20 protein-coding genes are annotated in these 24,743 nt (G+C 59.4%); 13 read left to right on the forward strand and 7 right to left on the reverse strand.

What is annotated here, in order from left to right:
* Window positions 1-111: 111 nt before the first annotated feature.
* Entirely contained in the window at window positions 112-1,299 is a 1,188-nt protein-coding gene (locus tag CBB62_06950) for a hypothetical protein (protein OUT42035.1), read from the forward strand.
* 58 nt (window positions 1,300-1,357) lie between these two features.
* Here CBB62_06950 and CBB62_06955 read toward each other — a convergent pair whose 3' ends face one another.
* Complete coding sequence (locus tag CBB62_06955; GenBank protein OUT42036.1) at window positions 1,358-3,811, reverse strand: hypothetical protein; 2,454 nt, start codon at window positions 3,809-3,811, stop codon at window positions 1,358-1,360.
* 328 nt (window positions 3,812-4,139) lie between these two features.
* Between CBB62_06955 and CBB62_06960 the strand changes: the two genes are divergently transcribed.
* Window positions 4,140-5,174 (forward strand): hypothetical protein, encoded by a 1,035-nt coding sequence (locus CBB62_06960; GenBank protein ID OUT42037.1) that lies wholly within the window; start codon window positions 4,140-4,142, stop codon window positions 5,172-5,174.
* On the opposite strand, the gene CBB62_06965 is transcribed toward CBB62_06960, so the two are convergent.
* Window positions 5,175-6,056 carry a mechanosensitive ion channel protein MscS gene (locus CBB62_06965; protein ID OUT42038.1) on the reverse strand — a complete coding sequence of 294 codons (882 nt, stop codon included), beginning with the start codon at window positions 6,054-6,056 and terminating at the stop codon, window positions 5,175-5,177. It abuts the gene before it with no gap.
* Window positions 6,057-6,127: 71 nt separating this feature from the next.
* Window positions 6,128-7,165: a farnesyltranstransferase gene (locus CBB62_06970; GenBank protein OUT42686.1), complete on the reverse strand. Its 1,038-nt coding sequence runs from the start codon at window positions 7,163-7,165 to the stop codon at window positions 6,128-6,130.
* Between the two features lie 178 nt (window positions 7,166-7,343).
* Here CBB62_06970 and CBB62_06975 point away from each other — a divergent pair, with 178 nt between their 5' ends.
* The 6 genes from CBB62_06975 (at window position 7,344) to CBB62_07000 (ending at window position 15,383) form a co-directional block, all read left to right on the forward strand.
* On the forward strand, window positions 7,344-7,571 hold the full coding sequence (locus CBB62_06975; protein ID OUT42687.1) for a hypothetical protein: 228 nt from the start codon (window positions 7,344-7,346) through the stop codon (window positions 7,569-7,571).
* 153 nt (window positions 7,572-7,724) lie between these two features.
* Window positions 7,725-8,510: a hypothetical protein gene (locus tag CBB62_06980; protein ID OUT42039.1), complete on the forward strand. Its 786-nt coding sequence runs from the start codon at window positions 7,725-7,727 to the stop codon at window positions 8,508-8,510.
* Window positions 8,511-8,688: 178 nt separating this feature from the next.
* Window positions 8,689-9,609 (forward strand): glycine--tRNA ligase subunit alpha, encoded by a 921-nt coding sequence (locus CBB62_06985; protein ID OUT42688.1) that lies wholly within the window; start codon window positions 8,689-8,691, stop codon window positions 9,607-9,609.
* 8 nt (window positions 9,610-9,617) lie between these two features.
* The gene (locus CBB62_06990; GenBank protein OUT42040.1) at window positions 9,618-11,720 is read left to right on the forward strand and encodes a glycine--tRNA ligase subunit beta; all 2,103 of its coding nucleotides are present in this window, start codon (window positions 9,618-9,620) and stop codon (window positions 11,718-11,720) included.
* Entirely contained in the window at window positions 11,620-14,445 is a 2,826-nt protein-coding gene (locus CBB62_06995; protein ID OUT42041.1) for a pyruvate, phosphate dikinase, read from the forward strand. The genes CBB62_06990 and CBB62_06995 overlap by 101 nt, the downstream gene beginning before the upstream one ends.
* Window positions 14,446-14,462: 17 nt before the next feature.
* Entirely contained in the window at window positions 14,463-15,383 is a 921-nt protein-coding gene (locus tag CBB62_07000; protein OUT42042.1) for a hypothetical protein, read from the forward strand.
* 3 nt (window positions 15,384-15,386) lie between these two features.
* Here the strand turns inward: CBB62_07000 and CBB62_07005 are convergent, their stop codons facing one another.
* The gene (locus tag CBB62_07005; protein OUT42043.1) at window positions 15,387-16,277 is read right to left on the reverse strand and encodes a hypothetical protein; all 891 of its coding nucleotides are present in this window, start codon (window positions 16,275-16,277) and stop codon (window positions 15,387-15,389) included.
* 157 nt (window positions 16,278-16,434) lie between these two features.
* On the opposite strand from CBB62_07005, the gene CBB62_07010 reads away from it, so the two are divergent.
* Both CBB62_07010 and CBB62_07015 read left to right on the forward strand, forming a co-directional pair.
* Complete coding sequence (locus CBB62_07010; protein OUT42044.1) at window positions 16,435-17,439, forward strand: hypothetical protein; 1,005 nt, start codon at window positions 16,435-16,437, stop codon at window positions 17,437-17,439.
* A complete protein-coding gene (locus CBB62_07015; protein ID OUT42045.1) occupies window positions 17,414-18,469 on the forward strand; it encodes a hypothetical protein in 1,056 nt (351 codons plus the stop codon). Before CBB62_07010 ends, CBB62_07015 begins: the two co-directional genes overlap by 26 nt.
* Window positions 18,470-18,545: 76 nt before the next feature.
* Here the strand turns inward: CBB62_07015 and CBB62_07020 are convergent, their stop codons facing one another.
* Complete coding sequence (locus CBB62_07020) at window positions 18,546-18,935, reverse strand: hypothetical protein (protein OUT42046.1); 390 nt, start codon at window positions 18,933-18,935, stop codon at window positions 18,546-18,548.
* Window positions 18,936-19,105: 170 nt separating this feature from the next.
* Between CBB62_07020 and CBB62_07025 the strand changes: the two genes are divergently transcribed.
* The 3 genes from CBB62_07025 (at window position 19,106) to CBB62_07035 (ending at window position 21,850) form a co-directional block, all read left to right on the forward strand.
* Complete coding sequence (locus CBB62_07025) at window positions 19,106-20,455, forward strand: hypothetical protein (protein ID OUT42047.1); 1,350 nt, start codon at window positions 19,106-19,108, stop codon at window positions 20,453-20,455.
* Window positions 20,455-21,474 (forward strand): hypothetical protein, encoded by a 1,020-nt coding sequence (locus CBB62_07030; GenBank protein OUT42048.1) that lies wholly within the window; start codon window positions 20,455-20,457, stop codon window positions 21,472-21,474. Before CBB62_07025 ends, CBB62_07030 begins: the two co-directional genes overlap by 1 nt.
* A gap of 106 nt (window positions 21,475-21,580) precedes the next feature.
* Window positions 21,581-21,850, forward strand: coding sequence for a hypothetical protein (locus CBB62_07035; GenBank protein OUT42049.1), 270 nt, complete (start codon window positions 21,581-21,583; stop codon window positions 21,848-21,850).
* A 42-nt stretch (window positions 21,851-21,892) separates the two neighbouring features.
* On the opposite strand, the gene CBB62_07040 is transcribed toward CBB62_07035, so the two are convergent.
* Both CBB62_07040 and CBB62_07045 read right to left on the reverse strand, forming a co-directional pair.
* Window positions 21,893-23,776 (reverse strand): adenylyl-sulfate kinase, encoded by a 1,884-nt coding sequence (locus CBB62_07040; protein OUT42050.1) that lies wholly within the window; start codon window positions 23,774-23,776, stop codon window positions 21,893-21,895.
* Between the two features lie 15 nt (window positions 23,777-23,791).
* Window positions 23,792-24,586: a sulfate adenylyltransferase gene (locus CBB62_07045; GenBank protein ID OUT42051.1), complete on the reverse strand. Its 795-nt coding sequence runs from the start codon at window positions 24,584-24,586 to the stop codon at window positions 23,792-23,794.
* Between the last annotated feature and the right edge of the window lie 157 nt (window positions 24,587-24,743).

Genomic DNA, 24,743 nt, shown 5'->3' on the forward strand with positions numbered 1-24,743 from the left:
TTAATAATATATGGGCATAATGTTGGGGTAAAATGCCAGAAAGTGATATATCTATATGGTGTTGAGCGTCAGAATGCAGATTGCTGTAGCTGTTAAAATTTTGAATGTAGCATGATTAAGAAACCGCCTTCCGGTGTGCATTTGAGTGAAGCTGACGTAACCCGGCTTACGCTCGACAAATCCGAACAGAACCGATCAAGCGTCGCACAGAAGCTCGGTCACCAGATTGATACTGGGCTGAGTGCCGAGGAACGCGGCATTGCCGAGGATATCCTGCGGTCACTGGCCCATGACGTGGCGGTTACCGTGCGTCAGGCACTGGCCGAAAGTCTAAAAAGCTCACCCAATCTGCCAAAAGATGTGGCGCAGACCCTTGCACGTGATGTTGAGGAAGTGGCGCTGCCGATCCTTCAGCATACCCCGACCCTCAGTGATGATGAACTGATCGAGGTTGTCGCCAGCGGTTCCGAACTGAAACAGACAGCGATTGCCCAGCGACCGAATCTCTCGGCCACTGTTTCCGATGTGCTGGTAGAGCAGGGCACCGAAAATGCCGTTGCCGAGCTGATGCGCAATGGTACCGCTCAGATTAACGAGAAGGGTTTTGATCGCGCTCTGACCCGCTTCCCGGACAGCAACAAGGTCCATGGCGGTATTCTTGAGCGCGATACCACCCTGCCGAACAAGGTAACAGCCCGTCTTGTCACCATGGTGTCGGATCAGTTGCTGGATTATCTGGTCAAGCGTCAGGATGTGCCCGAGGAAGTGGCGGTTGATGTCCTGTTGCGCTCGCGCGAGCGGGCAACAATGCACCTGTTCTCCGATGAGGATGCGGCCCGGAATGACGTGCTCGAATTGGTCAAGAACCTCGATGAGGGCGGCCATCTGAATGGGTCATTGTTGCTGCGATCCTTGTGTATGGGCGATCTCGAGTTTTATGAGGCCGGGCTGTCGCATATGTCCGGACTGCCGCTGGTGAATGCCCGTCTGCTGATTTATGACGAAGGTCCGCTGGGGCTGAAAACCATTTACGAACGCTCGGAAATCCCACTGATGCTGTTGCCAGCCAGCCGGGCCGCGCTGAATGTGGTGCGTGAGACCCTGTTTGATGGTGCGGAAGGTGATATCGAGCGCCGCCGTCGCCGGGTGCTGGAACGTGTCCTGACCCAGGTTGATGCGCTCAATGATGATGATATGGATTATCTGATCAACAAGCTCGACAGTCTGTCGCCGATCGATTTCCTGACCGAGGCCCGCATGCTCGCCGGTGAGTTGCCCCATCCACAGCCGAGTGCCTGATCAGCCGGGTCCTTATTGGCCCAATTCTGATCTCCTCCGCCTGATACCGGAACCCTGATCAGGTTGCCATCAGGTCCTCAACCTCGATATCGCCACTGCTGACGCCGAGTACGGTAATCAGATCGCCACTGCTGAGGCTGACCTCGGCATTTCCGGCATTGTCGGCAATGCCGATGACGGTAAGGCCGTTGTCGACGGTAATGACATCCAGACCGGTTTCGTAGTCGGTAATCGTGTCGTCGCCGAGATTGGTGCCGCTATAGGCAAAACGGTCAGCACCACCGCCGCCGGTCAGTACATCATCGCCAGTACCGCCGACGAGGGTATCGGCCCCGGCATTGCCGCTGAGAGTATCATTGCCGCCGCGACCGGAGATCAGATCGGCACCGGTGCCACCGACAAGCTGGTTATCGACGTCATTGCCGGTTGCTTCATTGGCACTGCCGTTCAGGATCAGCACCTCGATATTCGTGCCGATTGTGGTATTGAACGTGGTGATTACCGTGTCGACGCCGCCATTGGCATCCTCGACCACCACATCGGCAGCCGAGTGGATCAGGTAAACATCATCACCAAACCCGCCTTGCAGCAGGTTTGATCCGCTGGTCCCGTCCAGTGTGTCTGCCCCGGCATTGCCCAGAATGGTATCATTGCCACCACCACCGGTGATCAGGTTGTCCTGAATATTGCCGGTCAGGCTGTTATTCAAAGCGTTGCCGGAGAGGCTGATATTGTTGGGACCGGTCATGATGCCGATCTCCACATTCGCGGGCAGAATGAAATCTACCTGTGTTTCGATCACATCAACCCCGGCATTGGCATCTTCGCTGACGCTCTGGGTCAGGTTTGAGACGACATAGGTATCATTGCCGATGCCGCCGCTCATCTGATCGGAGCCACTGCCGCCATAGAGGTAATCGGAGCCTTCTCCGCCGATCAGTACGTCATTGCCTTCCTGACCGAACAGGCGGTCATCATCATCGCCGCCATTGATCTGGTCGGCACCATCACCGCCATAGATAAGATCGTCATCAAGGCCACCATAGAGAACATCGGTGCCGGTACCGCCATAGAGGGTGTCATTGCCCTCATCGCCGAAGAGGCGATCATTGCCGGTAGCGCCCTCAAGGCCATCATTGCCAGAGCCGCCATAAAGGGTGTCGTTGCCGTCATTGCCCAGCAGTTGGTCATTGTCCCGGTTGCCGAACAGCAGGTCATCGCCGAGATTGCCGAACATTATGTCATTGCCCTGACCGCCATACAGGGTGTCCTGATCCTGACCGCCGAACATGAAATCATTGTCGAAATTGCCGTACAGCACGTCATTGGCGAAGTTGCCGTAGAGCACATCGGCTTGCTGGCCGCCATAGAGACGATCGGCATCCTGGCCGCCATAGAGGTGGTCGAGATCAAGATTGCCGTAAATCGTGTCGGTGCCCTGGTTGCCATAGATCAGGTCATTGCCGTTGAAACCGGTGACCAGATCGATGCCGAGCCCGCCATAGACAACATTGTTGGCGGCGTTGCCGACGATTGTATCATTGCCGGTGCCACCCTTGGCGTTCTCGATGATCGCATTGAAGGCGATGGCGAGGGTTTCCGGAAACTCATCGGTACCGTTGCTGCGTGGCGGCCCCATATTGCTGAAGCTGCCGTCATTCAGGTTGATGAAGGCGGCGGTTTCCTGATTGGACCAGTCAATGGTGTCGATCCCGCCGGCATCCCAGATGGTCTGGTAAATCGCCTGACCGGGCGCAAACTGATACACCGTATCGGTCGCGTTATGGCTCATATTCGGGCCATAGAGCGCCTGTGCCGCCAGAATGTCATAGAGCATCGGCGTGGTCGGAAATGACACGGCGGCATTGCGTGGATCGGCGGCAATGCCCGGTGTCGCGTGATAGGACATGATCGAGAAGGCGTGGAAATTTTCGCCTGCACTCAATGCGGCACCATTCACACCGCCATTTTCCGTGATGTCTTCAAAGCCCAACAGGGCATGGCCCAGCTCATGCAGCATGAGGTAATAGCCGCTGCCATGGGTATTGGGCGTGTAATCGAAATCGATCAGATCGGGATCAAACCAGACATCACCTGCAATCGGCGTGAATTGCGGTAGATAGGCATAAGCGAACAGGTCATAGCCGAAATCATCCTCGAATTCCTGCGCGTTTACCGAGCGTGACATGGCAAAGCGGATATCCGCTGTCTGATCAGCGGTTTCCTCAATTTCCACGAAATTGATATTGGCCACCGAGCCCCATGTCTGAATGGCTGTACGGAAGCCGACTTCCTGTGCCTCGGTCGGTGTCAGATCCTGCCCACGCTCCGGTTCGAGCAGCGGGCTGTAATTCTGGATATAGGTCGAACCCGGGCCCTTGGTGGCATAGGTCAGGGTAACGCCGGTGCCTTGGGGGCCGCCCCATTTCCCAACACCGAAGGCTGCATCCAGCAACGCATCCACGCGGTAATCACCGGTAGGGGTGTGAAAGGTAACGCCGGGTTGTGACATGACAGGTCTGCTCCAGAAGTCGGATCGATAGCTCCTCTAAACTTGCCCGTTCTGGCTGAGGTCGCAAGGCCAAAACCCGGTGGCATCGCTCATCCCGAGACGGTCATTGATCGTGGCAGGCGCTGAGGCTGGTGCTGCATGGAATACCGGCAGGGGCGGGTGCCCGGTGGCTGCGTAATGTTGTTGCTGCCCAAATGCCTGATTTATGGTGGAAAAATCGCCGGTTACCGGGGTTTTGTCAGTTTTGTTATAAAAGCCCTTACTGCTTTCACGTCAGCCATGCGAAAAATGCGGGAGTACTCTCCCTCATGAATTCTGTCGCCGAGTTATGCCCAACACGATCTTTGATATTGATGCCATTGCCCCTCTGGACAAGGCAAATGCCCTCCCGCCCGCTGAGCGACGCCTGCAAATTGCCGTCGATTCTGCTGCCACCGGCCGCAATCCGCAGGCGCGTATCATCAAGCTGATCGAGGCGACCGAGAGCAGCGATCTCAAGGCCTTGTCCCATAATACGCGTATGAAACTGCTGACCGGTCTGCGCCCGGCAGACCCAGATGCCGAACCGGGCCATGATGCCATGCTGGCGCGGATGAAGGTCTACTCAACGCTGGAACTGCCGGAAGCCTTCATCGACCAGAGCCGTGACCTCGGTACCCGTATCGCCCGGCATTTCTTCTCCAAGCAGGGTGGGGCACTGGACAAGGCATGGGGCGGCAAAAGCGATGATGATCGCCTCGACACAGTTATCGAACTGCTCCACGCCTATGGCCATGAGAGCGGCTTTATCCCACCGGGACGGATCGAGAACGAGTGCGTGCCGCCGGATGCCAATAACCGCATTCTGGGCGCGCAATATGATGCCAATGCAGACAATCTCTGGCTGAACTCCCATGAAACGGCAGGCTGGAATGATCCGGTCGAGGTACTGGCCACATCGGCCCATGAGGCAACCCACAAGCTGCAACGGGATATGGCGACGCTGCTGGTGGTCGAGCAGCGTCCCGATCTGGCGGGGCAAGAGTCTGCGGAAAAGGCGCTGTTCCAGACGAACGATGAGCGTATTGCTGCCTGGTACTTCTTCGACAATTTGCGCTTTGGCCACATTGGCTCTGATGTTCACGAGATCGGCTACAAGTTCCAGCCGCTCGAGCAGCATGCCCGTCTGGTCGAGCAGGCGGTCAAGCAGACCCTGAACCGCAATCTGGTTCTGGGTCTGGAGGATGGCCTGATTACCGGCGTTACCGCCGATGATCTCAGCGCACTCGGGATCGATCCCGACAATATCCGTGGCGATGCACCCAAATCAGCACCGGGTGTGCCGCGCCGGGATCAAAACCTGCCCAACCGCCGCTTCGGCTGACTAGTCTTCTGAACCCGTATCGGTGTCGCCGAGACCGGCAATCGGTACATCGCCCTTGAAGGTGAGGGTGCGATACGGGAACGGGATCTCGATACCGGCATCATCAAGCGCCTGCTTGATCGCGATCACGATATCCGAGCGGGTGCGGTGCATGTCGCGTTCTTCGGAACCGGCCCACCAGCGGACGGTGAAGTCGATGGATGAGGAGTTGAACTCCCGGGCATAGACCTCGACACCCCGATTGGTATTGATGCTTTTGACCGAGCGGACGGCCTCTTCAATCACATCGCGGGCACGAGCGGCATCCTCACCATAGGCAACGCCGACGATCAGTTGGTGGCGGCGTTCGGCGAGATCGGTGATGATTTCGACCGCGTTCTTGTAGATTTTGGCATTGGGCATGAGGATAAGCTCATTGCTCAACTTGCGCACATAGGTGTCGCGCATGGTGATCTGTTCGATCCGACCGCTGACATCGTCCACCTCGATCAGGTCACCGATCCGCATTGGCTTGCGCACCATGATCATGACGCCAGAGATAAAGTTCTCGAGCGTTTCCCGGAATGCCAGACCGATGGCCACACCACCGAGACCGATGGCGCCCAGCATTTTCGCCGGGGTGACCGATGGAAACGCTATGGTGATCGCGAGCAGCAGGCCGAAAATCATGATGGCAATGCCGGAGAGCATCCGGATTACCTGTACCAGCGCCGGGCGCATCTTGCTGGTGGTCAGCACAGCAACCAGTGATCGCTTGACGCCGAGAGAAATCAGCCAAGCCAGAAACAGGACAAAACCTGCGAGCAGGATTTGCGGCAGCAGGCGAAGGCTCTGATCCAGATAGATTTTCAACTGGTCGATCAGGGGGGCGAAGAATTCCATGATGGGCAGGCCTGTTAGCATTATGTTTTCAAACGTCTTTACCGGGGTGTTGGTTCCGGCTCGCGTTGGTTTTAGTAGCGTCTGCTTATTGAGGCACGAACCGCATTGATCATCAAGGCGCGGGTCGCATGGCTGTCGGGGAAGGCAGCCAGGTCGTCAATCGCGGCATTGGCGAAATGCTCCGCCCGCTCTCTGGTCTGGGCCAATGCCTGATGCCGGTTCATCAGGTCGATTGCATGATCAAGGTCGCTGTCCTGTTGATCGAGATCGCCGATGGTGCGTTGCCAGAAGTCGATTTCGTCCTGTGCCTTGGCCTGTTCCGCTGCGGCAATCGACAGGACGACGGGGAGGGTCATCTTGCCTTCCCGGAAGTCATCACCGATTTCCTTGCCCCAGTCGCGGCGGTCAGCGGAATAGTCGAGCACGTCATCGATCAGCTGGAAGGCCATGCCCAGATTTTCGCCGAAATTGCGCAGATCAGCGATCCGCTCTGTCGGTTGATCGGCAACCACGGCACCAACCTCACAGGCGGCAGCAAACAGCACGGCGGTCTTGCCGCGAATAACCTCGAGATAGGTCGCCTCATCGGTGGTCAGATCGCTGGTGGCGTTCAGTTGCATGACCTCGCCCTCGGCGATGGTGGCCGATGCCTTCGACAGGATGCGCAGCACCTCGAGCGAGCCATCGGCGACCATCAGCTCAAATGCGCGGGTGAACAGGAAGTCGCCGACCAGAACGCTGGCCTTGTTGCCGAATATCTCATTGGCCGAGGCCTGACCGCGCCGCTCCGCGCTCTCATCGACCACATCGTCATGGAGCAGGGTCGCGGTATGGATGAACTCGACACAGGCAGCGAGGCCATAATGCCGGTCACCGGCATAGTCGCACAGATCGGCACTGGCGAGGGTCAGCAGCGGGCGCAGGCGCTTGCCACCTGCCGCCACCACATATTGCGCCAGTTGTGGGATCAGTGGCACCGAGGACTGCATACGTTCGATGATCAGATGGTTGACCTGCTCCAGCGCCGGTTCAAAGGCCGCATGGAGCTGCTGTAAACCTTGATCCTTTGACGCTTCTGTCGATTTGTGCCGCGTGGCTGCAGTGGTCATAATATGCTCGATAACCGGAATGGTATCCATATCTGGAAACGATGTTGGCGCATGAGTGCCCGCCTTTGACCATCATGGTCAAGTATAAGCGACACTATGAACCAAACATGACGCGCCAATATGCGCTGTATGATAACATTCTGCGATTGGTGAAAACCGGATCAGTCGGGTGGTTGATGTGCAGGCAGTATACAAGAGCAATGACCCCGTAGAGCTGGGATGGCTGTTATCGGTTTTGCACGATGCCGGTTTTGAGGCGGTTATTCTGGATACCCATACCTCGATAGTCGAGGGCAGTGTCGGTGCTATCCCGCGCAGGATAGTCGTGCCGGATGCTGATAAAGATGCGGCCCGTGCCTTGGTCGAGCAGGCACTGCATTCCATCGTAGGAAATGTGAACAAATAAAACTGTTGTCATTATAAGTATGCTATTACTATTGCATACATGACTGTAATTTAGAGATATTCCATATTGCTTATGAATTAACGGGTACGAGGGGGTACGCGAACATGTTCGGCAAACGAGTAGCGATTTGTTGAGCCTGCATGCGTCGAGGTGATGAGCACGAGTCACAATGAGAATGTGAACCTGTCAGACACTGGGGGGGCTGACTGGTTTACTGTCGACAAACTGCTGGGCGGACGTTTGACGCTGAAACAGCCAACGAGCGGCTATCGCTTTGCGATCGATCCGGTGCTCATGGCTGCTTGCGTCAAGGTGCGCGCGGGCGAACAGGTTCTCGACCTCGGCAGCGGTGTCGGCACGGCCAGCTTTTGCCTGTTGCGCCGGGTGCCTGAAGTGCAGGTCACCGGGCTGGAGCTACAGTCTGATCTCGTGGCACTCGCCAAAATCAATGCTACCGATAACGCATTGGGGCATAGTGTTCACTTCATAGAAGGTGATCTCCGAGACCGGAAAACCTTCGCCCCCAAATGCTTTGATCATGTGATGGCCAACCCGCCGCATTTCGCGTTCGGTTCCCATACGCCGCCCGGTCATGCCGGTAAGGCGACGGCGCATATCGAGGAGGCGACACTGCAGGATTGGGTGCGTTCTGCCTGCCGCTGGCTCAAACATCGTGGGCGTTTCAGTATGATTCACCGGGCCGATCGCATGCATGAGGTGGTCTCGGCCATGAATGGCTGTTGTGGCGATATAACCGTCCTGCCGTTTTGGCCCCGTGCCGGTCGCCCGGCGCGCCGCGTACTGATTCAGGGGATGAAGGGCAGCAAGGGACCGGCGCGGGTCTTGCCGGGCCTGACACTGCATGACGAGGTGGATAAATACACGCCTGCCGCCAGAGCGGTGCTCGAGCAGGGCGAGATGATCGATCTCGACCTCTGATATTGCCTTTATGCCCCCGTTTGCGGCTCATCCACAGGGACGCAGGGCTGATATTCCGGCTTTCTGATAAATAACCTGCACGCGCCATGTTGATTTGCGCGCGTGCCATCTTTAATGTCCGCGCCCAAGCTGCCGGTTATGCGCGAGGCATTTGCGGCTGTTGACCCACAAGCAACGGATTTGCACACCCGTGTCACAGAAATCGGCACCGAGTTTTCAGGACCTGATCCTGCGTCTCCATAATTTCTGGTCTGAGCAGGGCTGCGTGATTCTGCAGCCATACGATATGGAAGTGGGGGCGGGCACATTCCACCCGGCAACCACCCTGCGCGCGCTCGGGCCTGAGCCATGGAACGCCGCCTATGTTCAGCCGTCACGCCGTCCCACCGATGGCCGTTATGGCGAGAACCCGAACCGGCTTCAGCATTACTACCAGTATCAGGTGATCATGAAGCCGAGCCCGGCTGATCCGCAGGCGCTGTATCTCGACAGCCTGCGTGCCATCGGCCTCGATCTGGACCAGCACGACATCCGCTTTGTCGAGGATGACTGGGAAAGCCCGACACTGGGTGCCTGGGGCCTCGGCTGGGAAGTCTGGTGCGACGGCATGGAAGTGACCCAGTTCACCTATTTCCAGCAGGTCGGCGGCATTGAATGCGATCCGATCCCGGTCGAGCTGACTTACGGCCTCGAACGCCTCGCGATGTATCTGCAGGGCGTCGAGAATGTCTACGACCTCGATTTCAACGGTCGCGGTGTGAAATACGGTGATGTGTTCTTGCGTGCTGAGCAGGAATATTCCGCCCACAACTTCGAGCACGCCAATACCGAGATGCTGCTCCAGCACTTCAAGGATGCCGAGGCGGAATGCGCGAGCCTGCTGGCACAGGAACTGGCGCTGCCAGCCTATGACCAGTGCATCAAGGCGAGCCATGTGTTCAACCTGCTCGATGCCCGCGGCGTGATCAGCGTGGTCGAGCGGCAATCCTATATCCTGCGGGTCCGTGAACTGGCGCGCCGCTGTTGCGAGGTCTGGGTTTCCAAACCTGCCAGCGCCATGGCTGCCCGTGCGGCCAATGCCAGCGTAGCGGCGGAGTAAGCGTATCCATGGCCGATTTTCTGCTCGAACTCTTCTCTGAAGAAATCCCTGCCCGTATGCAGGCCGAAGCTGCTGCCCAGCTCGGCAAGCTGCTGACCGAACAGTTTGCCGCTGCCGGTATCAGCCACGGCAAACCTACCCTGTATTACGGCCCGCGCCGCCTGACCGCGATCATCCCCGATCTGCCGGTCGCCACCGAGGCGGTTTCGGAAGAGCGCCGTGGCCCGCGCACCGATGCGCCGGAGAAGGCGATAGAGGGCTTCATGCGCGGCAACGGCATCGAAAGCCTCGATGAGTGCGTAAAACGCGAAACGCCAAAGGGCGAGTTCTGGTTCGTCATCATCGAAACCCCGGCCAAGCAAACCGCCGACTTGCTTCCCGGTATCATTCAGCATGTGGTCGCACATCTGCCATGGCCGAAATCCATGCGCTGGAGCAGCGGTTCTGCCCGCTGGGTCCGTCCGCTGCAGGGTATTCTGGCGCTGTTCGACGGTGCGGGGATCGAGGGTAGTGTCGATCTCGGTAAGGGCGCATCGCTCGCTTTCGGGATGACGACCGTGGGCCATCGCTTCCATGCGCCGGAGCCGATTACCGTTACCGATCCTGCCGACTATGTGCAGCAGTTGCGCGATGCCAAGGTGCTGGTCGATCCGGCAGAGCGGCGCTGGGCGATTGCCGAGAACCTCGACGTCGCCGCCAAGGCGCTTGGCCTGACCGTCAAGGATGATCCGGGCCTGCTCACCGAGGTCATGGGACTGGTTGAACTGCCGGTGCCGTTGATTGGTGAAATTGACAGTGATTTCATGGATTTGCCGCCGGAAGTTCTGGTCACTTCCATGCGCAGCCACCAGAAATATTTCGCCCTTGAGAGTGCCGATGGCAGCATGGCCGCCCGGTTCGGCGTGGTCTCCAATATGCGCACCGATGATAACGGCGCGCAGATCATTGCCGGTAACGAACGGGTCCTGCGGGCGCGTCTCGCCGATGCCAAGTTCTTCTGGGATCAGGATCGCAAGCAACCGCTCGAAGACTATCTGCCGCAGCTTAAGGCCATCACCTTCCACGACAAGCTCGGCACGGTGGCCGAACGGGTTGAGCGCCTTGAGGCGCTCTCCGGTGTTATCGCGGCCATGCTCGATAACAGCAATGCCGATCAGGCCAAGCGGGCAGCGCGTCTCGCCAAGGCCGATCTCGTCTCCGGTATGGTTGGCGAGTTCCCGGAACTTCAGGGGCTGATGGGGCGTTACTACGCTGAAGCCGCCGGGGAACCGGCAGCCGTCGCCAATGCGATTGCCGATCATTACAAGCCGGCAGGGCAGTCCGATGAAGTGCCCACCGGCCCGGTCAGCATCGCGGTTGCGCTGGCTGAAAAGCTGGACACGCTGGTTGGCTTCTTCGGGATTGATGAAAAGCCCACCGGCAGCCGTGACCCATTCGCGCTCCGCCGGGCGGCGCTGGGGATCATCAGAATTGTTCTGGAGAATAATTTGGGGCTGTCTATCAACAAGTTGCTGGCTGCTGCGGAATATCAATACGCCGATCAATCCAAGGCGTTGCAGCATGATAACGGCATTGATTCCCTGCCTGCCTTCTTCGCCGACCGTCTCAAGGTTGTGCTGCGTGAGAAGGGGATTCGTCACGACCTGATTGATGCGGTCTTTGCCGAGGGTGGTGGGGATGATCTGGTGCGTCTTGTCGCCCGGGTTGAGGCATTGCAGGAACTGCTCGGTAGCGATACCGGCGCCGATCTGCTCGCCGCCTATCGACGTGGTGCCAATATCGTGCGCAAGGAGCGTGAGAAACAGGGTGCTAATGCCAATGGGAGCGGCGGCAGCGAGCCGGAGGAGGCCCTGCTCGCCGAAGAGGCCGAGAAGGGGCTGTTCACCGCGCTTGCCAAGGTGGATGCCGATGTTTCCAAGCTGCTGAGTGCTGACGACTTTACCGGTGCCATGCGCGCCTTTGCCGAATTACGCCAGCCCGTTGACCGCTTCTTTGAGGAAGTGATGGTCAATGTGGAGGATGAGAAAGTCCGGGCGAACCGTCTGGCCCTGCTGGAGGCCTGTTCCAGCTCCTATCATCAAATCGCCGATTTCTCGAAAATTGAGGGATAATAAGACCATGAGTGCGATCGCATCTGCTGCTTCTGACACGACAACCCAGACCGGTGAGCCGGGCAAATGGGTTTATCCCTTCGGTGATGGCAAGGCCGATGGCGCCGCCACGATGAAGAACCTGCTGGGTGGCAAGGGTGCCAATCTGGCGGAGATGTCTTCCCTTGGTCTGCCGGTGCCGCCGGGCTTCACGATCCCAACCGATTGCTGCACCTATTATTACAACAATAACAAAAACTTGCCGCCTGAACTTGAAGCGCAAATGGCCGAGGCGCTGGCCAAGGTCGAGGCGCTGGTTGATGCCAAGTTCGGCGACAGCGACAACCCGCTGCTGGTGTCGGTCCGCTCCGGTGCCCGTGTCTCCATGCCCGGCATGATGGATACGGTTCTGAACCTCGGTCTGAACGATGTGTCGGTTGAGGGGCTGGCCAAGCGGTCTGGCGATGCCCGTTTCGCCTATGACAGCTACCGCCGCTTCATCACCATGTATTCCGACGTGGTGCTCGGCATTGATCATTATGAGTTCGAGGACCTGCTCGACGGCCTGAAGCGTGACCGGGATTACAATCTCGACACCGAACTGACCGCTGATGACTGGAAGGAATTGCTGCCGGAATACAAGAAGGTGGTGGAACGCAATCTCGGCCAGCCATTCCCGCAGGATGTGCAGGAGCAGCTGATGGGCGCGGTGAAGGCCGTGTTCCAGTCCTGGGATACCCCACGGGCCAAAACCTATCGCCGCCTGCATGATATCCCGGAAGCATGGGGCACTGCGGTCAATGTTCAGGCCATGGTGTTCGGCAATATGGGGAATGATTGCGCCACCGGCGTTGCCTTCACCCGCGACCCGTCCACCGGCGAGAACGAGTTTTATGGCGAATACCTCGTCAATGCACAGGGCGAGGACGTGGTTGCCGGTATCCGTACCCCGCAGCACCTGACCGTACGGGGCCGCGAGAAACAGAATTCCGACCTGCCATCCATGGAAGAGGTGATGCCGGAGGTGTTCCAGCAGCTCTGTGAGGTGCGTGAGAACCTCGAGAAGCATTACCGCGATATGCAGGATATCGAGTTCACGGTGCAGAGCGGCAAGCTGTTCATGCTGCAGACCCGTAGCGGCAAGCGCACCGCACCGGCAGCGCTCAAGATCGCCATCGACATGGCGAAAGAGGGGCTGATTAGCGAGGAAGAGGCTGTCCTGCGCGTCGATCCGGCGTCGCTTGACCAGCTGCTGCACCCGACCCTTGATCCCGATGCGGAAAAAACCATCCTTTCCAAGGGTTTGCCCGCGTCTCCTGGCGCAGCTTCCGGCGTTATTGCCCTGTCTTCCGAGGAAGTCGAGCGCCTCGCCAAGGATGGCAAACCGGCCATTCTGGTGCGCATTGAAACCAGCCCTGAAGATATCCACGGCATGCACGCCGCGCGCGGTATCCTGACCACCCGTGGCGGCATGACCAGCCACGCGGCGGTTGTCGCCCGTGGCATGGGCCGGGCCTGTGTCGCCGGTGCCGGTGATCTCCGCATCGACTACAAGGCGCGTACCCTGATCGTGCGCAATGTCACCCTCAAGGAAGGCGACGTCATCACCATTGATGGCGGTACCGGTGAGGTGATGCTCGGTGAGATTCCGACCAAACAGCCTGAGCTGTCCGGCGATTTCGCAACCCTCATGGGCTGGGCGGACAAGAACCGCCGCATGAAGGTGCGCACCAATGCAGAAACCCCGGCCGATGCCCGCACCGCGATCAAGTTCGGTGCCGAGGGGATTGGTCTCTGCCGTACCGAGCATATGTTCTTCGAGGCTGACCGCATCCTGACCGTCCGGGAAATGATCCTGGCGGGTGATGCCAAAGGGCGTCGCGATGCCCTGTCGCGTCTTGAGCCGATGCAGCGTCAGGACTTTGTCGAGCTGTTCCAGATCATGCGCGGCAAGCCGGTCACCATCCGTCTGCTCGATCCACCGCTGCACGAGTTTCTGCCGCATCAGGAGCATGAGATTGCGGAAGTGGCCAAGGCGCTCAAGACCGATGCCGGTGATGTGCATCACCGGGTACTGCAGCTGTCCGAAAGCAACCCGATGCTCGGCCATCGTGGCTGCCGTCTCGGCATTTCCTACCCGGAAATCTATGAGATGCAGGCCCGTGCCATCATCGAGGCGGCCATTGAGGTCCAGCAGGAGAGCGGCGAGACCGTCATTCCTGAAATCATGATCCCGCTGGTCGGGACCGAGAAGGAACTGGCGATCCTCAAGGATCTGGTCGATCAGGTGGCCAAGGCGGCTGCCAGCAAGACCGGTGTTACCCTCGAGTATCTCGTCGGCACCATGATCGAGTTGCCACGGGCGGCCCTGTGCGCGGACAAGATTGCCAACAGCGCCCAGTTCTTCAGCTTTGGTACCAATGACCTGACCCAAACCACCTTCGGCATCAGCCGGGATGACGCAGGCTCGTTCCTGCCGCTCTATCAGGACAAGGGCATCGTCGAGCGTGATCCGTTCGTCAGCCTCGACCGTGATGGTGTTGGCCAACTGGTTGCCATCGGTTGCGAGAAGGGCCGTGCCACCCGCCCGGAAATCAAGCTCGGCATCTGTGGTGAACATGGCGGTGATCCGTCTTCCATCACGTTCTGTGAGGAAACCGGCCTTGATTACGTTTCCTGCTCGCCATACCGGGTGCCGATCGCACGGCTGGCAGCGGCACAGGCAAGCCTGAACAAAAAATCTTAATGGCCTGAAAGAGGGCGTTGAAATTGCTGGTTTTTGTCACCTGCGACGTCTTCACCGACCAACCCTTTGGCGGCAACCCCCTGGCGGTGGTTTTTGGCGCCGAGGGATTGTCGACCGAGCAGCTTCAGAAGATCGCCTTCGAGTTCAATTACTCGGAGACGACCTTCGTGCTGCCGCCGAAGGATCAGGCCAATACTGCGAATGTGCGTATCTTCACACCGGGCTATGAGATGAGCTTTGCCGGGCACCCCAATGTGGGCACCGGTTATGTTTTGGCCCGGATGGGCGAGTTGTTCGGCAAGAAGTTGGGTGATCAGTTGCTGTTCGAGGAACTCGCCGGGCTGGTCACCATTGATATTCAGCGTGATGGGGCGGGCAATATTGCCGGTACCCGCGTTGCCGCGCCCAAATTGCCGGGCGAGCCGGTACCGATGCTGCCCGATACGGTCGCCCGCGCGGTCGGGCTGACGGTGGATGATCTCGATATGTCGCTTGATCCGCCGGTATTGCTTGAGGCTGGCCCGACCTTTGCCATGGTTCGGCTGAACAGCCATGAGGCGCTCAAACGTGCCACCATCGTCGATCCATCCGTGCCGTTCCCGGACGGGCTGGCGGAGAAGGGCGTTGGCTTGCTGCTCTATACCGTGCTGGGTGAGGCCGATCCGCTGCCGGTGGCGAGCCGGATGATGGCGCTCGATGCCGCCATGTCAGGCTTGACCGAAGACCCGGCGACCGGCTCTGCCAGTGTGATCCTCGCCAGCTATCTGCAGCGTCGCGACCCGCATGTGCCGACCCGCCTGACCATCACGCAGGGCGTCGAGATGGGCCGCCCCAGCACGATTGAGACCGAGGTGGTGCTGAACCCTGACGGCAGCCAGCTTTATGCCGCAGTCAGTGGAAAAACCGTGATAATGATGGAAGGCAAGTTGCTGATATAGCGACTAAACTTCTTCCGGCACAATGCGCAGCCAATCGGGCAGGGCGAGGATCGCCGTGGCATCGCCGATGGTGAATGTCGCATCCTTGGCCTGTCCCGCTTCAATGCCGGGCAGCTTCATCAGGGCCAGTGCCCGGTTGCCGAAGGCCGAGCGGGTTTCGCCCACAGCCTTGCCATCGAGTTCCACCGGCGTGCCGTAATCGGGCAATGGCCCGTCAATGGTGAGCGGTACCAGTCGCTTTTTCACCAGACCGCGATAGCGGGTGCGGGCGGTCAGTTCCTGTCCCATATAGCAGCCCTTGTCCCAGTCCACGCCGCCCAGCTGGTCGATATTGCATTCGAGCATGGTGGATTTATCCACCTGCATGTCGCGGTCGCCTTCCGGCATACCCAGCGACAGGCGCAGGCTCTCATAATCACCGAGCGGCGATTTGGTCAGCCCCGCCGCCTCAAGGGCCGCCATGGTCGCATCGGGATCGCCGCTGATGATCCGGTAACCGAGTTCGGCATGGCGGGGATCGGCAAACGACTCATCGCCATCTGCAATGGCTGGCGGCGTGCCCTGTTGCCCCGGCACGGCGAGTACCGTGCGTGGCGGCTCTGCCAGTGCCAGATCAACCTTCGAGCGCAGCTTGAACAGACGCAGGCGCTTCATCAACTCGGCGGCACGGTCGGCGGCGGTGTCGAGCCAGAACTCGGTCGCACCCTGTCGATAGAGAAAGAAATCATAGGCGTATTTGCCCTGCGGCGTCAGAAGGCAGCCGTAACGTGCGGTTTTTTCAGCCAGTTTCTCACTGTCGATGGTGATCAGGCCCTGCAGGAAGCCGGGGGCATCCTCACCCCGAACTATCAGGATTGCACGATCGGGCAAGGGGGTGTAGCCGGGATTACTCATGAAACAGTCACATCCATCGGGAGAGAGCAAAGGTCAGATCAACAGATAGGGAGTTATCTCTATCATGCAATCATGCGGTTTCCACTTGCCATGACATGTCCGGGCGTTAGAACACATGGCTTCATCCCCCTTGAACACGCGACCGACGCTGCATTTCATGGCTGAAAAAATCCTGTTCATAACGTCCAATCGCCTCGGCGATGCCGTGCTGTCGACGGCGGTTATGGCCAACCTGCTGGACCGCTATCCGCAGGCACAGGTGACGGTTGCCTGCGGTCCGCTGCCGGCACCGCTCTTTGCCAATATGCCCCGGCTGCATTCCCTGATCCCCATGGCCAAGCGTCCGCGCGGCGGTCACTGGTGGCGCCTGTGGCGTGCGGTGGTCGGCCAGAACTGGGATCTGGTGGTTGATCTGCGTGACAGCATCGTCTCCCGCACGGTGATGGCGAAAAAGCGCCTGATCTTCCGGGCACTGCCGGATGAGGCCGGGCGGCACAAGGTTGATCAGTTTGCCGAGAAGCTGGGCTTGCAGATGCCGTTACAGCCGCGCCTTTGGTTCACCGAGGAACAGGACCGGGCGGCGCGTGAGCATATGAAACCCGAGCTGGGGCCGATCCTTGCGGTTGGGCCTGCCGCCAACTGGGCGGGCAAGGAATGGCCGATGGCGCGTTATCAGGCGCTGATTGCCACCCTGACCGCACCCGATGGCATTCTGCCCGGTGCACGGGTGGCGGTCTCTGCCGCGCCCAATGAACGGACACAGGCGATCAAGGCCTGGGAAGGCGTGGCCGAGGAGCGCCGGGTCGATCTGATGCACAATACCGATCCGGCCTTTGCCGCGGCCTGTCTGCGCTATGTCAGCCTCTATGTCGGCAATGACAGCGGCTTGATGCATATCGCGGCGGCAGTGGGCGTGCCGACCCTCGGCCTGTTCGGGCCATCGGATGACCGTATCTATGCACCCTATGGCCGCCTGACCCGCTGGGTCCGCTCTGCCACCCCGAAACAGGAGCTGATCCGCGCCGTTGATGCCGGGGAGCGGCCACTGACCTCGCTGATGGATGAGATCGAGCTGGAACAGGTGCTTGCGGCCTGTCGCGAGTTGATGCAGGCAGAAGCAGCTGCGCAGCAGAGCGATGCCGATCTTCGGAGCAATGGCTGAGGCGATGATTGATCCCGGACAGCAGCCCGCCGGTGATGGACCGATCCTGATCCTGCAGCCCTTGCCGGGCGTTGGCGATCTCGTCTGGCACCTGTCGGCAATCCACGCGATTGCCGCGGCACATCCGAACCATGAACGCATTTTGCTGACCAAGCACCGTACCCGTGCCGATGAGATGTATATCGCCGACCCGTCAATCAGCCGGGTGATCTGGGTCGATCGCGCCGAGCAGCACAGCGGGCCGGGTGGCTTTCTGGCGCTGGTACGGGATTTGAAGGCCGAAGGGTTCTCCCGTTCCTATCAGCTGCATCACAGCGCCCGTTACGCCGCTGCGATCAGGCTTGCCGGTGTGCCCGAGCGCTTTGCCTATGGCACCACATGGCCGACCCGGTTGCTCAGCGATCCGCCGCATCTCGGTGATGGCAAGAGACGGGCGCATCCTATTGATTTGGCGAATGATTTTGTGCGTGAGCTGGGCTTTGCTGTGCCCGAGCGCGCGGATCGGTTGCGGGTCGCGCCGGAACACGCCAACAACATCCAGCAGCAGTTTTCCGGCTGCCCGAAACCGTGGATCGCTGTCGGGCTGGGCAGTTCTGAGGCCTTTAAGCAATGGGGACCGGACCGGTTTGCTGCGCTGATCATGCAGATGGCCGATGCCGGACCCGCCACCTTTTTCCTGCTCGGTGGCCCGGCTGAGGCTGACTTCCTGCCGGTTATCGAGGCGGCGCTGGGTGAGCGCAAGGATGTGGCGCTGGTCCCGACCTTCAACTGGAAGATGTCGCGGCTGGTGGCGGCACAGGCCGCCTGTGACTGCTATGTCGGCAATGATACCGCGTTTGTGAATATCTCGGCGGCGGTCGGCGTGCCCGCCTATGGCCTGTTCGGCGCGACGGAGCCGCTGCGCTATTCATCATGGCTGCATCCGATCCTGCCGGGTACGGGCGAGATCAGCCGGGTTGATGGCATGGCGCGAATCCAGCCGCAGGATGTGGCCGAAACCGTGCTGGAAAGCCTGAAAAGCTCGGCGTAACCGGGTGTGGACGAAAAAAAGCCGCTGATTTTACCGGGGCTTAGGCGGGGCGGCGCGCATCGTGGCCTGACAGGCCTCAATAGGCGGCGTAGGATTTTTCCTCAACCAAAGTCGAGCCGAACAGATCATTGATCTCGCGCTTTGCCAGCATTCGCTGGTCATTGGTGACATAAACCGCTCTGGCGAGGCGGATGAATTCCTCGTCGAAACTCTTGGCCCGTTCCTTGTCCCGAATGTCATCCTCAATCTGCCACAGATCCTCATTGATGCCTTTCAGCTTGGCGTGGAGCTTGGCCATATCGGCATTCTCGCCGATCTCTTTGGCGAGAACCTCGCGCAGCATACTGAGTTCGAGCTTGATATTCTTCAGCTTGGCAGGGTCGGCGATGCGCTCTTCCTTGATTTCCAGAATGGTAATTTTGTCGACAACTTCGCCAATCGCTACGGGTACATGCAGGGTTGTCATCAAAAAAATCCTCACTCGGCTTAATCACCCGACCATATTGCCAACGACAGGCAAGGCGGCGGGTGCAGATCACGGGCATCTGAACTGGAACAATTCTCGCAGCGGTTTTAGCAGCGGCAATCGGGAACGGCAAATGATTGCCGCCCTGAAAAGAGCTTTCGTCGCAGGGGATGCACTCCATGTTGCCTGATGACACCGTCAAACCCGGCCTCTCGATCCTGCGACGGATCAGGCAGGTCTTGGCAGGGTGCTGGCAGCTGATCCTGATGCTCGGCTTTTTCGCTATCGGGCCGGTGATCTCCTTTGTCGGTCTGCAAAGCCCGATCGTGACGCTGGCGCTGTCGGTCTTCCTGATCCTTGGCGGGTTGTGCCTGCAGACCGACCGGCGGCTCGGCCTGCCGATTGCGCCGCTGGCGCTGGCGGTGGTGGCGCTGTTTCTGCTGGTCGCCGGTGCCAGCCTCTACTGGACCCCGGACATGGATGCTGCCGAACGGCAGTTGATCCAGTTCGCCTATACCCTGCTGCCCATTGCCTGTGCCATCGGCGTGCTGATGCGCCTGCCGGACCGACTGGTGCGCAGGCTCGAATGGGCCTTTATCGCCGGTATTCTCATCGGGATGACCATTCTGGTATTTGAGGTCAAGGAAGGGCAGCCGCTGCATTACTGGGTGCAGGGACTGAAACCGGGCGAATTGAGCATCAATACCTTCAACCGGGCGCTGGTCGGCATGGCCATGCTGGTATTCCCGACTGTCGGTTTGGTGTTGGCGCGGGGCCAGAACAATCTGGCGATTGTCATTCCGGTCGGCTATGGCGCGCTTCTGACCCAGACTGAGAGCCAGACCGCGCTGCTCGGCGTGGCAGTCGGCGCCATCGTCTATGTTCTGGCCGTGCGGCTCCCGAAATTCACCCCGTGGATGGTTGGCGGCATCTTTGTTGCCCTGTCGATCGGGGCCGTGCCGGTAGCTTTTGCCTTTGATGCAAGCGGCCTTGTTCATGCCGATTGGCTGATGCTGTCGGCCCGGCACCGGATCGAGGTCTGGCATTTCGCTGCCGAGAAGATCATGGCTGCCCCGTGGCTCGGCTATGGCCTTGAATCCGCGCAGGCAACCTTCCCGAAAGCCGGGGAGATTTCCTCGATCCTGCCCCATGACATCAACATGGTGCACCGCCATCCGCATAACCTGTTCCTGCAGATATGGTACGAGTTCGGCGCCTTTGGCGCGGCGGTTGTGATGATTGCCGGGCTGGCCATGCTCTGGCGTCTGTCCAAACTTGCCCCGCGGGCAGGGCAGGCCGGTATTGCAACGTTTTCCGCCTGTCTCGCCATGGTGGCGGTTACCTCATTCTCGATCTGGCATACATGGTTCATGTGTACGCTGGCGCTGGCGCTGTTTTCGGTGCTGCTGCTGGCCCGTGATCCGCTGCCGGTCGTCAAGCCATCGGTCAGCACCGGGAGCAATGCCGATGACAAAGCAAAACAACCCGATCCCGAGAACCCCGAACCGGCAGGTGTGTAATGTCAGATGTTGCTGAATTTCAGGCGTTGGTGGTGCGTGATGCAACGCCCCCGGTCGCCGCTGTTGAAACCCTGACCACGGATGAGCTGCCAACCGCCGATGTCACCATCGATGTGGAATATGCTCCCCTCGGGTTCCGTGATTGCCTGACCATTTCCGGACGTGGTCGCTGGGTTGCCCATGCGCGCCACATTCCGGGTATGGAGGTGGTCGGCACCGTTCTCGACAGCAATGATGAGCATATGCCGGTTGGCAGCAAGGTGCTGGCCTATGGCCTCGGTCTGGGCGAGCGCTACTGGGGCGGTTTTGCCGGGCAGTTGCGGGTCAACCGTCACTGGCTGATGCCGGTACCGCAGGGCTTCTCCACCTATGAAGCTGCCGTACTCGGCGCGCCCGCCGCAGCGGCCCAGCAGGCCGTCGATGCCCTGCTTGAAAACTATGATGCAGCGTCTGACAAGCCGATACTGGTCACCGCCGCCGGGAGTGAGACCGGCCAGATGTGCCTGCAGCTGCTGGCGCTGGCCGGGATTGATGCGGTTGCCGCCATTGCCCATCCCGACCATACCGAGGCGGTACAGCAGATGGGCGCGGGCGATACGCTGCTGCATCAGACATTGCTCGAGCGTTCGGGTGCGTTGCTCGGCACCGAGCGCTGGTCCGGCATTATCGATACCGCCGGTGGCCCGACGCTGGCGGCGGCACTGTCGGAACTGGCAGGCGGCGGCACGGCGGTCGTTTGTGCCCCGACCGAGGGGTATGATTTGCCGGGCAGTCTCGCCCCCTTCGTCGTGCGCGGATGCCGGATGATCGGGGTCAATGCCATGGATGCCCCGATGGAGGATCGCCGCGCGGTCTGGCAGAAGCTGGGACGTGTTTTTTCGGATACGGCGCAGCGCCAAATCCTCACCGAGCGCAGCCGACGGATCAGTCTCGACGAGGTGACGGATTATTCGGCCCGCATCTTGCAAGGTGAGATCAATACGCGCGTGATCGTCGATCTGAACGGCCACGAAGACTGATTGGGCAGCGCTGGACTGCAGGAAGATAAGGACTGGCAAGATGGTAGCGGTAAAGAAACAGCAAGTGACCGGGTTCAGAATTGCAGCCCGTCTGGGATGCGCCCTTTTGACCATCGGCTTCATGTCGGGCTGCAGTCGCCAGTTTGCCGAGATCGAGGCCGTATTTGCCCCGCCACCAGCGGTGCAGCCAACCCATGTGCCGGTTGTCTATCGTGGTCCGATCTACTGCTATGACACCATTGCCGATCCGCATTGCTATGCCGAGCCATTCCCGCGCGCGGCAGAGCGCTTCATCGGTGCCGATGTGACGCCGGGCGATTTTCCGGGCACCGATGATAATGGTCGCGATGGCGGCAACAGTATTCCGGCCAACTAGACCTGCAGGCTAAGCCAACTGCAGTTTGAGCGTCCGTACGTCTCAGATGGCGCGGGCGCGCTGGGCCTCAAGGGCGATTGCGCTCTCGATATAATCGACGATCCGGTCAACGCAGGCCTCGATTGGCAATTCCGCTGTATCCACTTCCAGATCAGGCTGTGCCGGTGGCTCGTATGGGGCTGAAATACCTGTGAATTCAGGGATTTCACCCGCACGGGCTTTTTTGTACAAGCCCTTCGGATCACGTTCCTCACAGGTCGAGAGATCGGCCTTGATATAGATTTCGTGGAAGCTCTCGGGCGCTGCCTGTCGGGCGCGATCACGGTCGGCACGATAGGGCGAGATGAAGGCGGTGATGCAGATATTGCCCGCCCGACCGAACAGCGCGGCAACTTCACCGATCCGGCGGATATTTTCCGCCCGGTCATCGGGGGAGAAACCGAGATCGGCATTCAGGCCGCGCCGGACATTATCGCCATCAAGGACGAATACCTGACGGCCGCGATCAAACAGGGCGCGCTCAACCAGCATCGCCAGCGTTGATTTGCCGGCACCGGACAGGCCGGTGAACCAGAACACGGCACCGTAATGGTTGTTGCGGCGGGCGCGGGCATCCACATCGAGCAGATGCTCGACGGCATAGATGTTTTTGGATTTCACGCTCAGGTTCTGGCGCTGGTCCGGGTAGCCATCCATGCTGATCGAGCCACCGCCAACGGTGTCATACTCATCGATCAGGACGAACTGGCCGGTATGGGGCAGGCGGGAATATTCATCGAGCGCCATCAGCTTGCGGGCGCGGATGGTGACTTCCGCCACGTCATTGCGTTCCACGGTCTGCTTGCCGCCGGATTTCAAATCCTGGGTATCGATCACCCGGTCGATGGACTGGATCGTGACATTGGCCTCTGACGTCCCGAGTTTGAGCTTCAGTTGCTTGCCCGCTTCCAGTGGCTTTTCGCCGAGCCAGAATACGGTTGCCCGGAAAACATCACTGAGGATCGGGGCATCGCCTGCATGGCTAGCGATATCGCCACGCTCCACATAGATTTGCTCATCCAGCGTGATGCCGATGGATTCACCGGCACTGGCACCGATCGGTGCTTCCTTGGCATTCCATGCCTCAATGCTGCGGACAATGCCGCGCCGGTTGCTGGGCGAGAAGATCAACTCGTCACCGACCTTGAGGCGTCCGCTTTCGATCCGACCGGCAATGATCCGGCGTTCATCGAATTTATAGACATCCTGCACCGGGAAGCGCAGGGGCTGGTCAACCGGTGCCGGGGTGCGCTCGAGGCTGTCGAGTGCTTCGATCAGGCTGGCACCGTTATACCAGTCGATTGTTTTGGCATGGGTGGCGATATTGTCGCCGTGGCGGGCCGAGATCGGGATCATGGCGACCGCCTGCAGACCGATCTCCTGCAGGTAATTGGCCATTTCCTCGGTCACAGTACGAAAACGCTGCTGGTCCTGATTGATCAGGTCCATCTTGTTCACCGCGACGATAATCTGCTTCATGCCGAGCAGGCGCAGCAGATAGGCGTGACGGCGGGTCTGTTCACGCACACCCTCGGCGGCATCGATGACCAGCACGGCGGCATCGGCATTGGCGGCACCACTGATCATGTTCTTCAGAAACTCACGGTGACCGGGCGCATCGATGATGACCACATCGCGCTGCTCTGTTTTGAACCAGATCTGGGTGGTATCAATGGTGACGGCCTGATCGCGCTCGGCCTGAAAGGCATCGAGCACGAATGACCATTCGAGTGGCATCCCGCGGCGTTCGGAAACGCGCTTCAATTCCTCGAGCTTGCCATCGGGCAGGCTGTCGGTGTCGTGCAGCAGACGACCGATCAGGGTTGATTTACCGTGATCCACATGGCCGACAACGACGAGGCGGAGTTGGGGTTTACGCGTATTCATCTATCTGTCTGCCCCTTACATATAGCCGCTGGTGCGCAGCTTCTCGAAGCTGTCTTCGCTGTCATGGTCCATGGCGCGACCGGCGCGCTCCGGCTGTTTCGTCACTTCCAGTTCGGCAATGATCTCATCGAGGTTTGACGCATTGCTGTCGATCGGGAAGGTGATGTTCTTCTCGCCCAGCGAGCGGTAACGCTTGCCATTGCGGGCATAGTAGAGCGGCACCACCGGAATGCCCTCGCGGCGGAAGTATTTCCAGATGTCCACCTCGGTCCAGTGCAGCAGCGGGTGAATGCGCACATGGGTTTCCGGTGGAAAATCGGTCTTGTAGAAGTCCCAAAACTCAGGTGGCTGGTTCTTGAAGTCCCAGGCACCGTCATCGCCGCGCGGGCTGAATACCCGTTCCTTCGCGCGCATCGACTGCTCGTCCCGACGGATACCGACGACCATGCCGCGATACTTTTCCTTGTCCAGCGCATTGGCGAGGCCGATGGTCTTGCGTGCGGCATGGCGGCTCGCTTCCGGCAACTCGGGGTCCATTTCCTCGAATGGCGGGCAATACTCGATGCGCAGATCGAGGTCCCAGGCAGCGGCGATCTCATCGCGGTAGGTATAGACCTCGTCCAGCTCCATCTCGGTATCGAGCTGGATGACCGGGAACGGCACACGCCCGAAGAACGCCTTGCGCGCCAGCCAGAGGATGGCGGTGGAGTCCTTGCCGATTGACCACAACATGCCGAGCGGGTCGATTTTGTTGTAAGCCTCGCGCAGGATATAGATCGAGCGGGCTTCGAGTTCGTCGAGATGGTCCATGTGGGTGTACCGATCGTGTCTGAATGTGATGCGCCTGCGATAGGCCATAGCGCAGGCGCTGTCACCTTTTAACGACCGCAAAGCTGACATGCTAGGGGGGTGAATGCAGAAAAGTGCGCGCAATCGGCATCTGATTTGCTAGTACATGAGGTCAGAA

The sequence above is a fragment of the Micavibrio sp. TMED2 genome, assembly GCA_002168225.1.
Classification (GTDB): domain Bacteria; phylum Pseudomonadota; class Alphaproteobacteria; order TMED2; family TMED2; genus TMED2.

Bases quoted from the DNA above. Each gene is read 5' to 3' on its own strand.
- CBB62_06960 (OUT42037.1), top strand. From the start codon at position 4,140: ATGCCCAACACGATCTTTGATATTGATGCCATTGCCCCTCTGGACAAG.
- CBB62_07020 (OUT42046.1), bottom strand. From the start codon at position 18,935: ATGACAACCCTGCATGTACCCGTAGCGATTGGCGAAGTTGTCGACAAA.
- CBB62_06990 (OUT42040.1), top strand. From the start codon at position 9,618: ATGGCCGATTTTCTGCTCGAACTCTTCTCTGAAGAAATCCCTGCCCGT.
- CBB62_06955 (OUT42036.1), bottom strand. From the start codon at position 3,811: ATGTCACAACCCGGCGTTACCTTTCACACCCCTACCGGTGATTACCGC.
- CBB62_06980 (OUT42039.1), top strand. From the start codon at position 7,725: ATGAGCACGAGTCACAATGAGAATGTGAACCTGTCAGACACTGGGGGG.
- CBB62_06965 (OUT42038.1), bottom strand. From the start codon at position 6,056: ATGGAATTCTTCGCCCCCCTGATCGACCAGTTGAAAATCTATCTGGAT.
- CBB62_07005 (OUT42043.1), bottom strand. From the start codon at position 16,277: ATGAGTAATCCCGGCTACACCCCCTTGCCCGATCGTGCAATCCTGATA.
- CBB62_07015 (OUT42045.1), top strand. From the start codon at position 17,414: ATGCCGATCTTCGGAGCAATGGCTGAGGCGATGATTGATCCCGGACAG.
- CBB62_07010 (OUT42044.1), top strand. From the start codon at position 16,435: ATGGCTGAAAAAATCCTGTTCATAACGTCCAATCGCCTCGGCGATGCC.
- CBB62_07025 (OUT42047.1), top strand. From the start codon at position 19,106: ATGCACTCCATGTTGCCTGATGACACCGTCAAACCCGGCCTCTCGATC.
- CBB62_06970 (OUT42686.1), bottom strand. From the start codon at position 7,165: ATGACCACTGCAGCCACGCGGCACAAATCGACAGAAGCGTCAAAGGAT.
- CBB62_06995 (OUT42041.1), top strand. From the start codon at position 11,620: ATGTGGAGGATGAGAAAGTCCGGGCGAACCGTCTGGCCCTGCTGGAGG.
- CBB62_07045 (OUT42051.1), bottom strand. From the start codon at position 24,586: ATGGACCATCTCGACGAACTCGAAGCCCGCTCGATCTATATCCTGCGC.
- CBB62_07040 (OUT42050.1), bottom strand. From the start codon at position 23,776: ATGAATACGCGTAAACCCCAACTCCGCCTCGTCGTTGTCGGCCATGTG.
- CBB62_06950 (OUT42035.1), top strand. From the start codon at position 112: ATGATTAAGAAACCGCCTTCCGGTGTGCATTTGAGTGAAGCTGACGTA.
- CBB62_07030 (OUT42048.1), top strand. From the start codon at position 20,455: ATGTCAGATGTTGCTGAATTTCAGGCGTTGGTGGTGCGTGATGCAACG.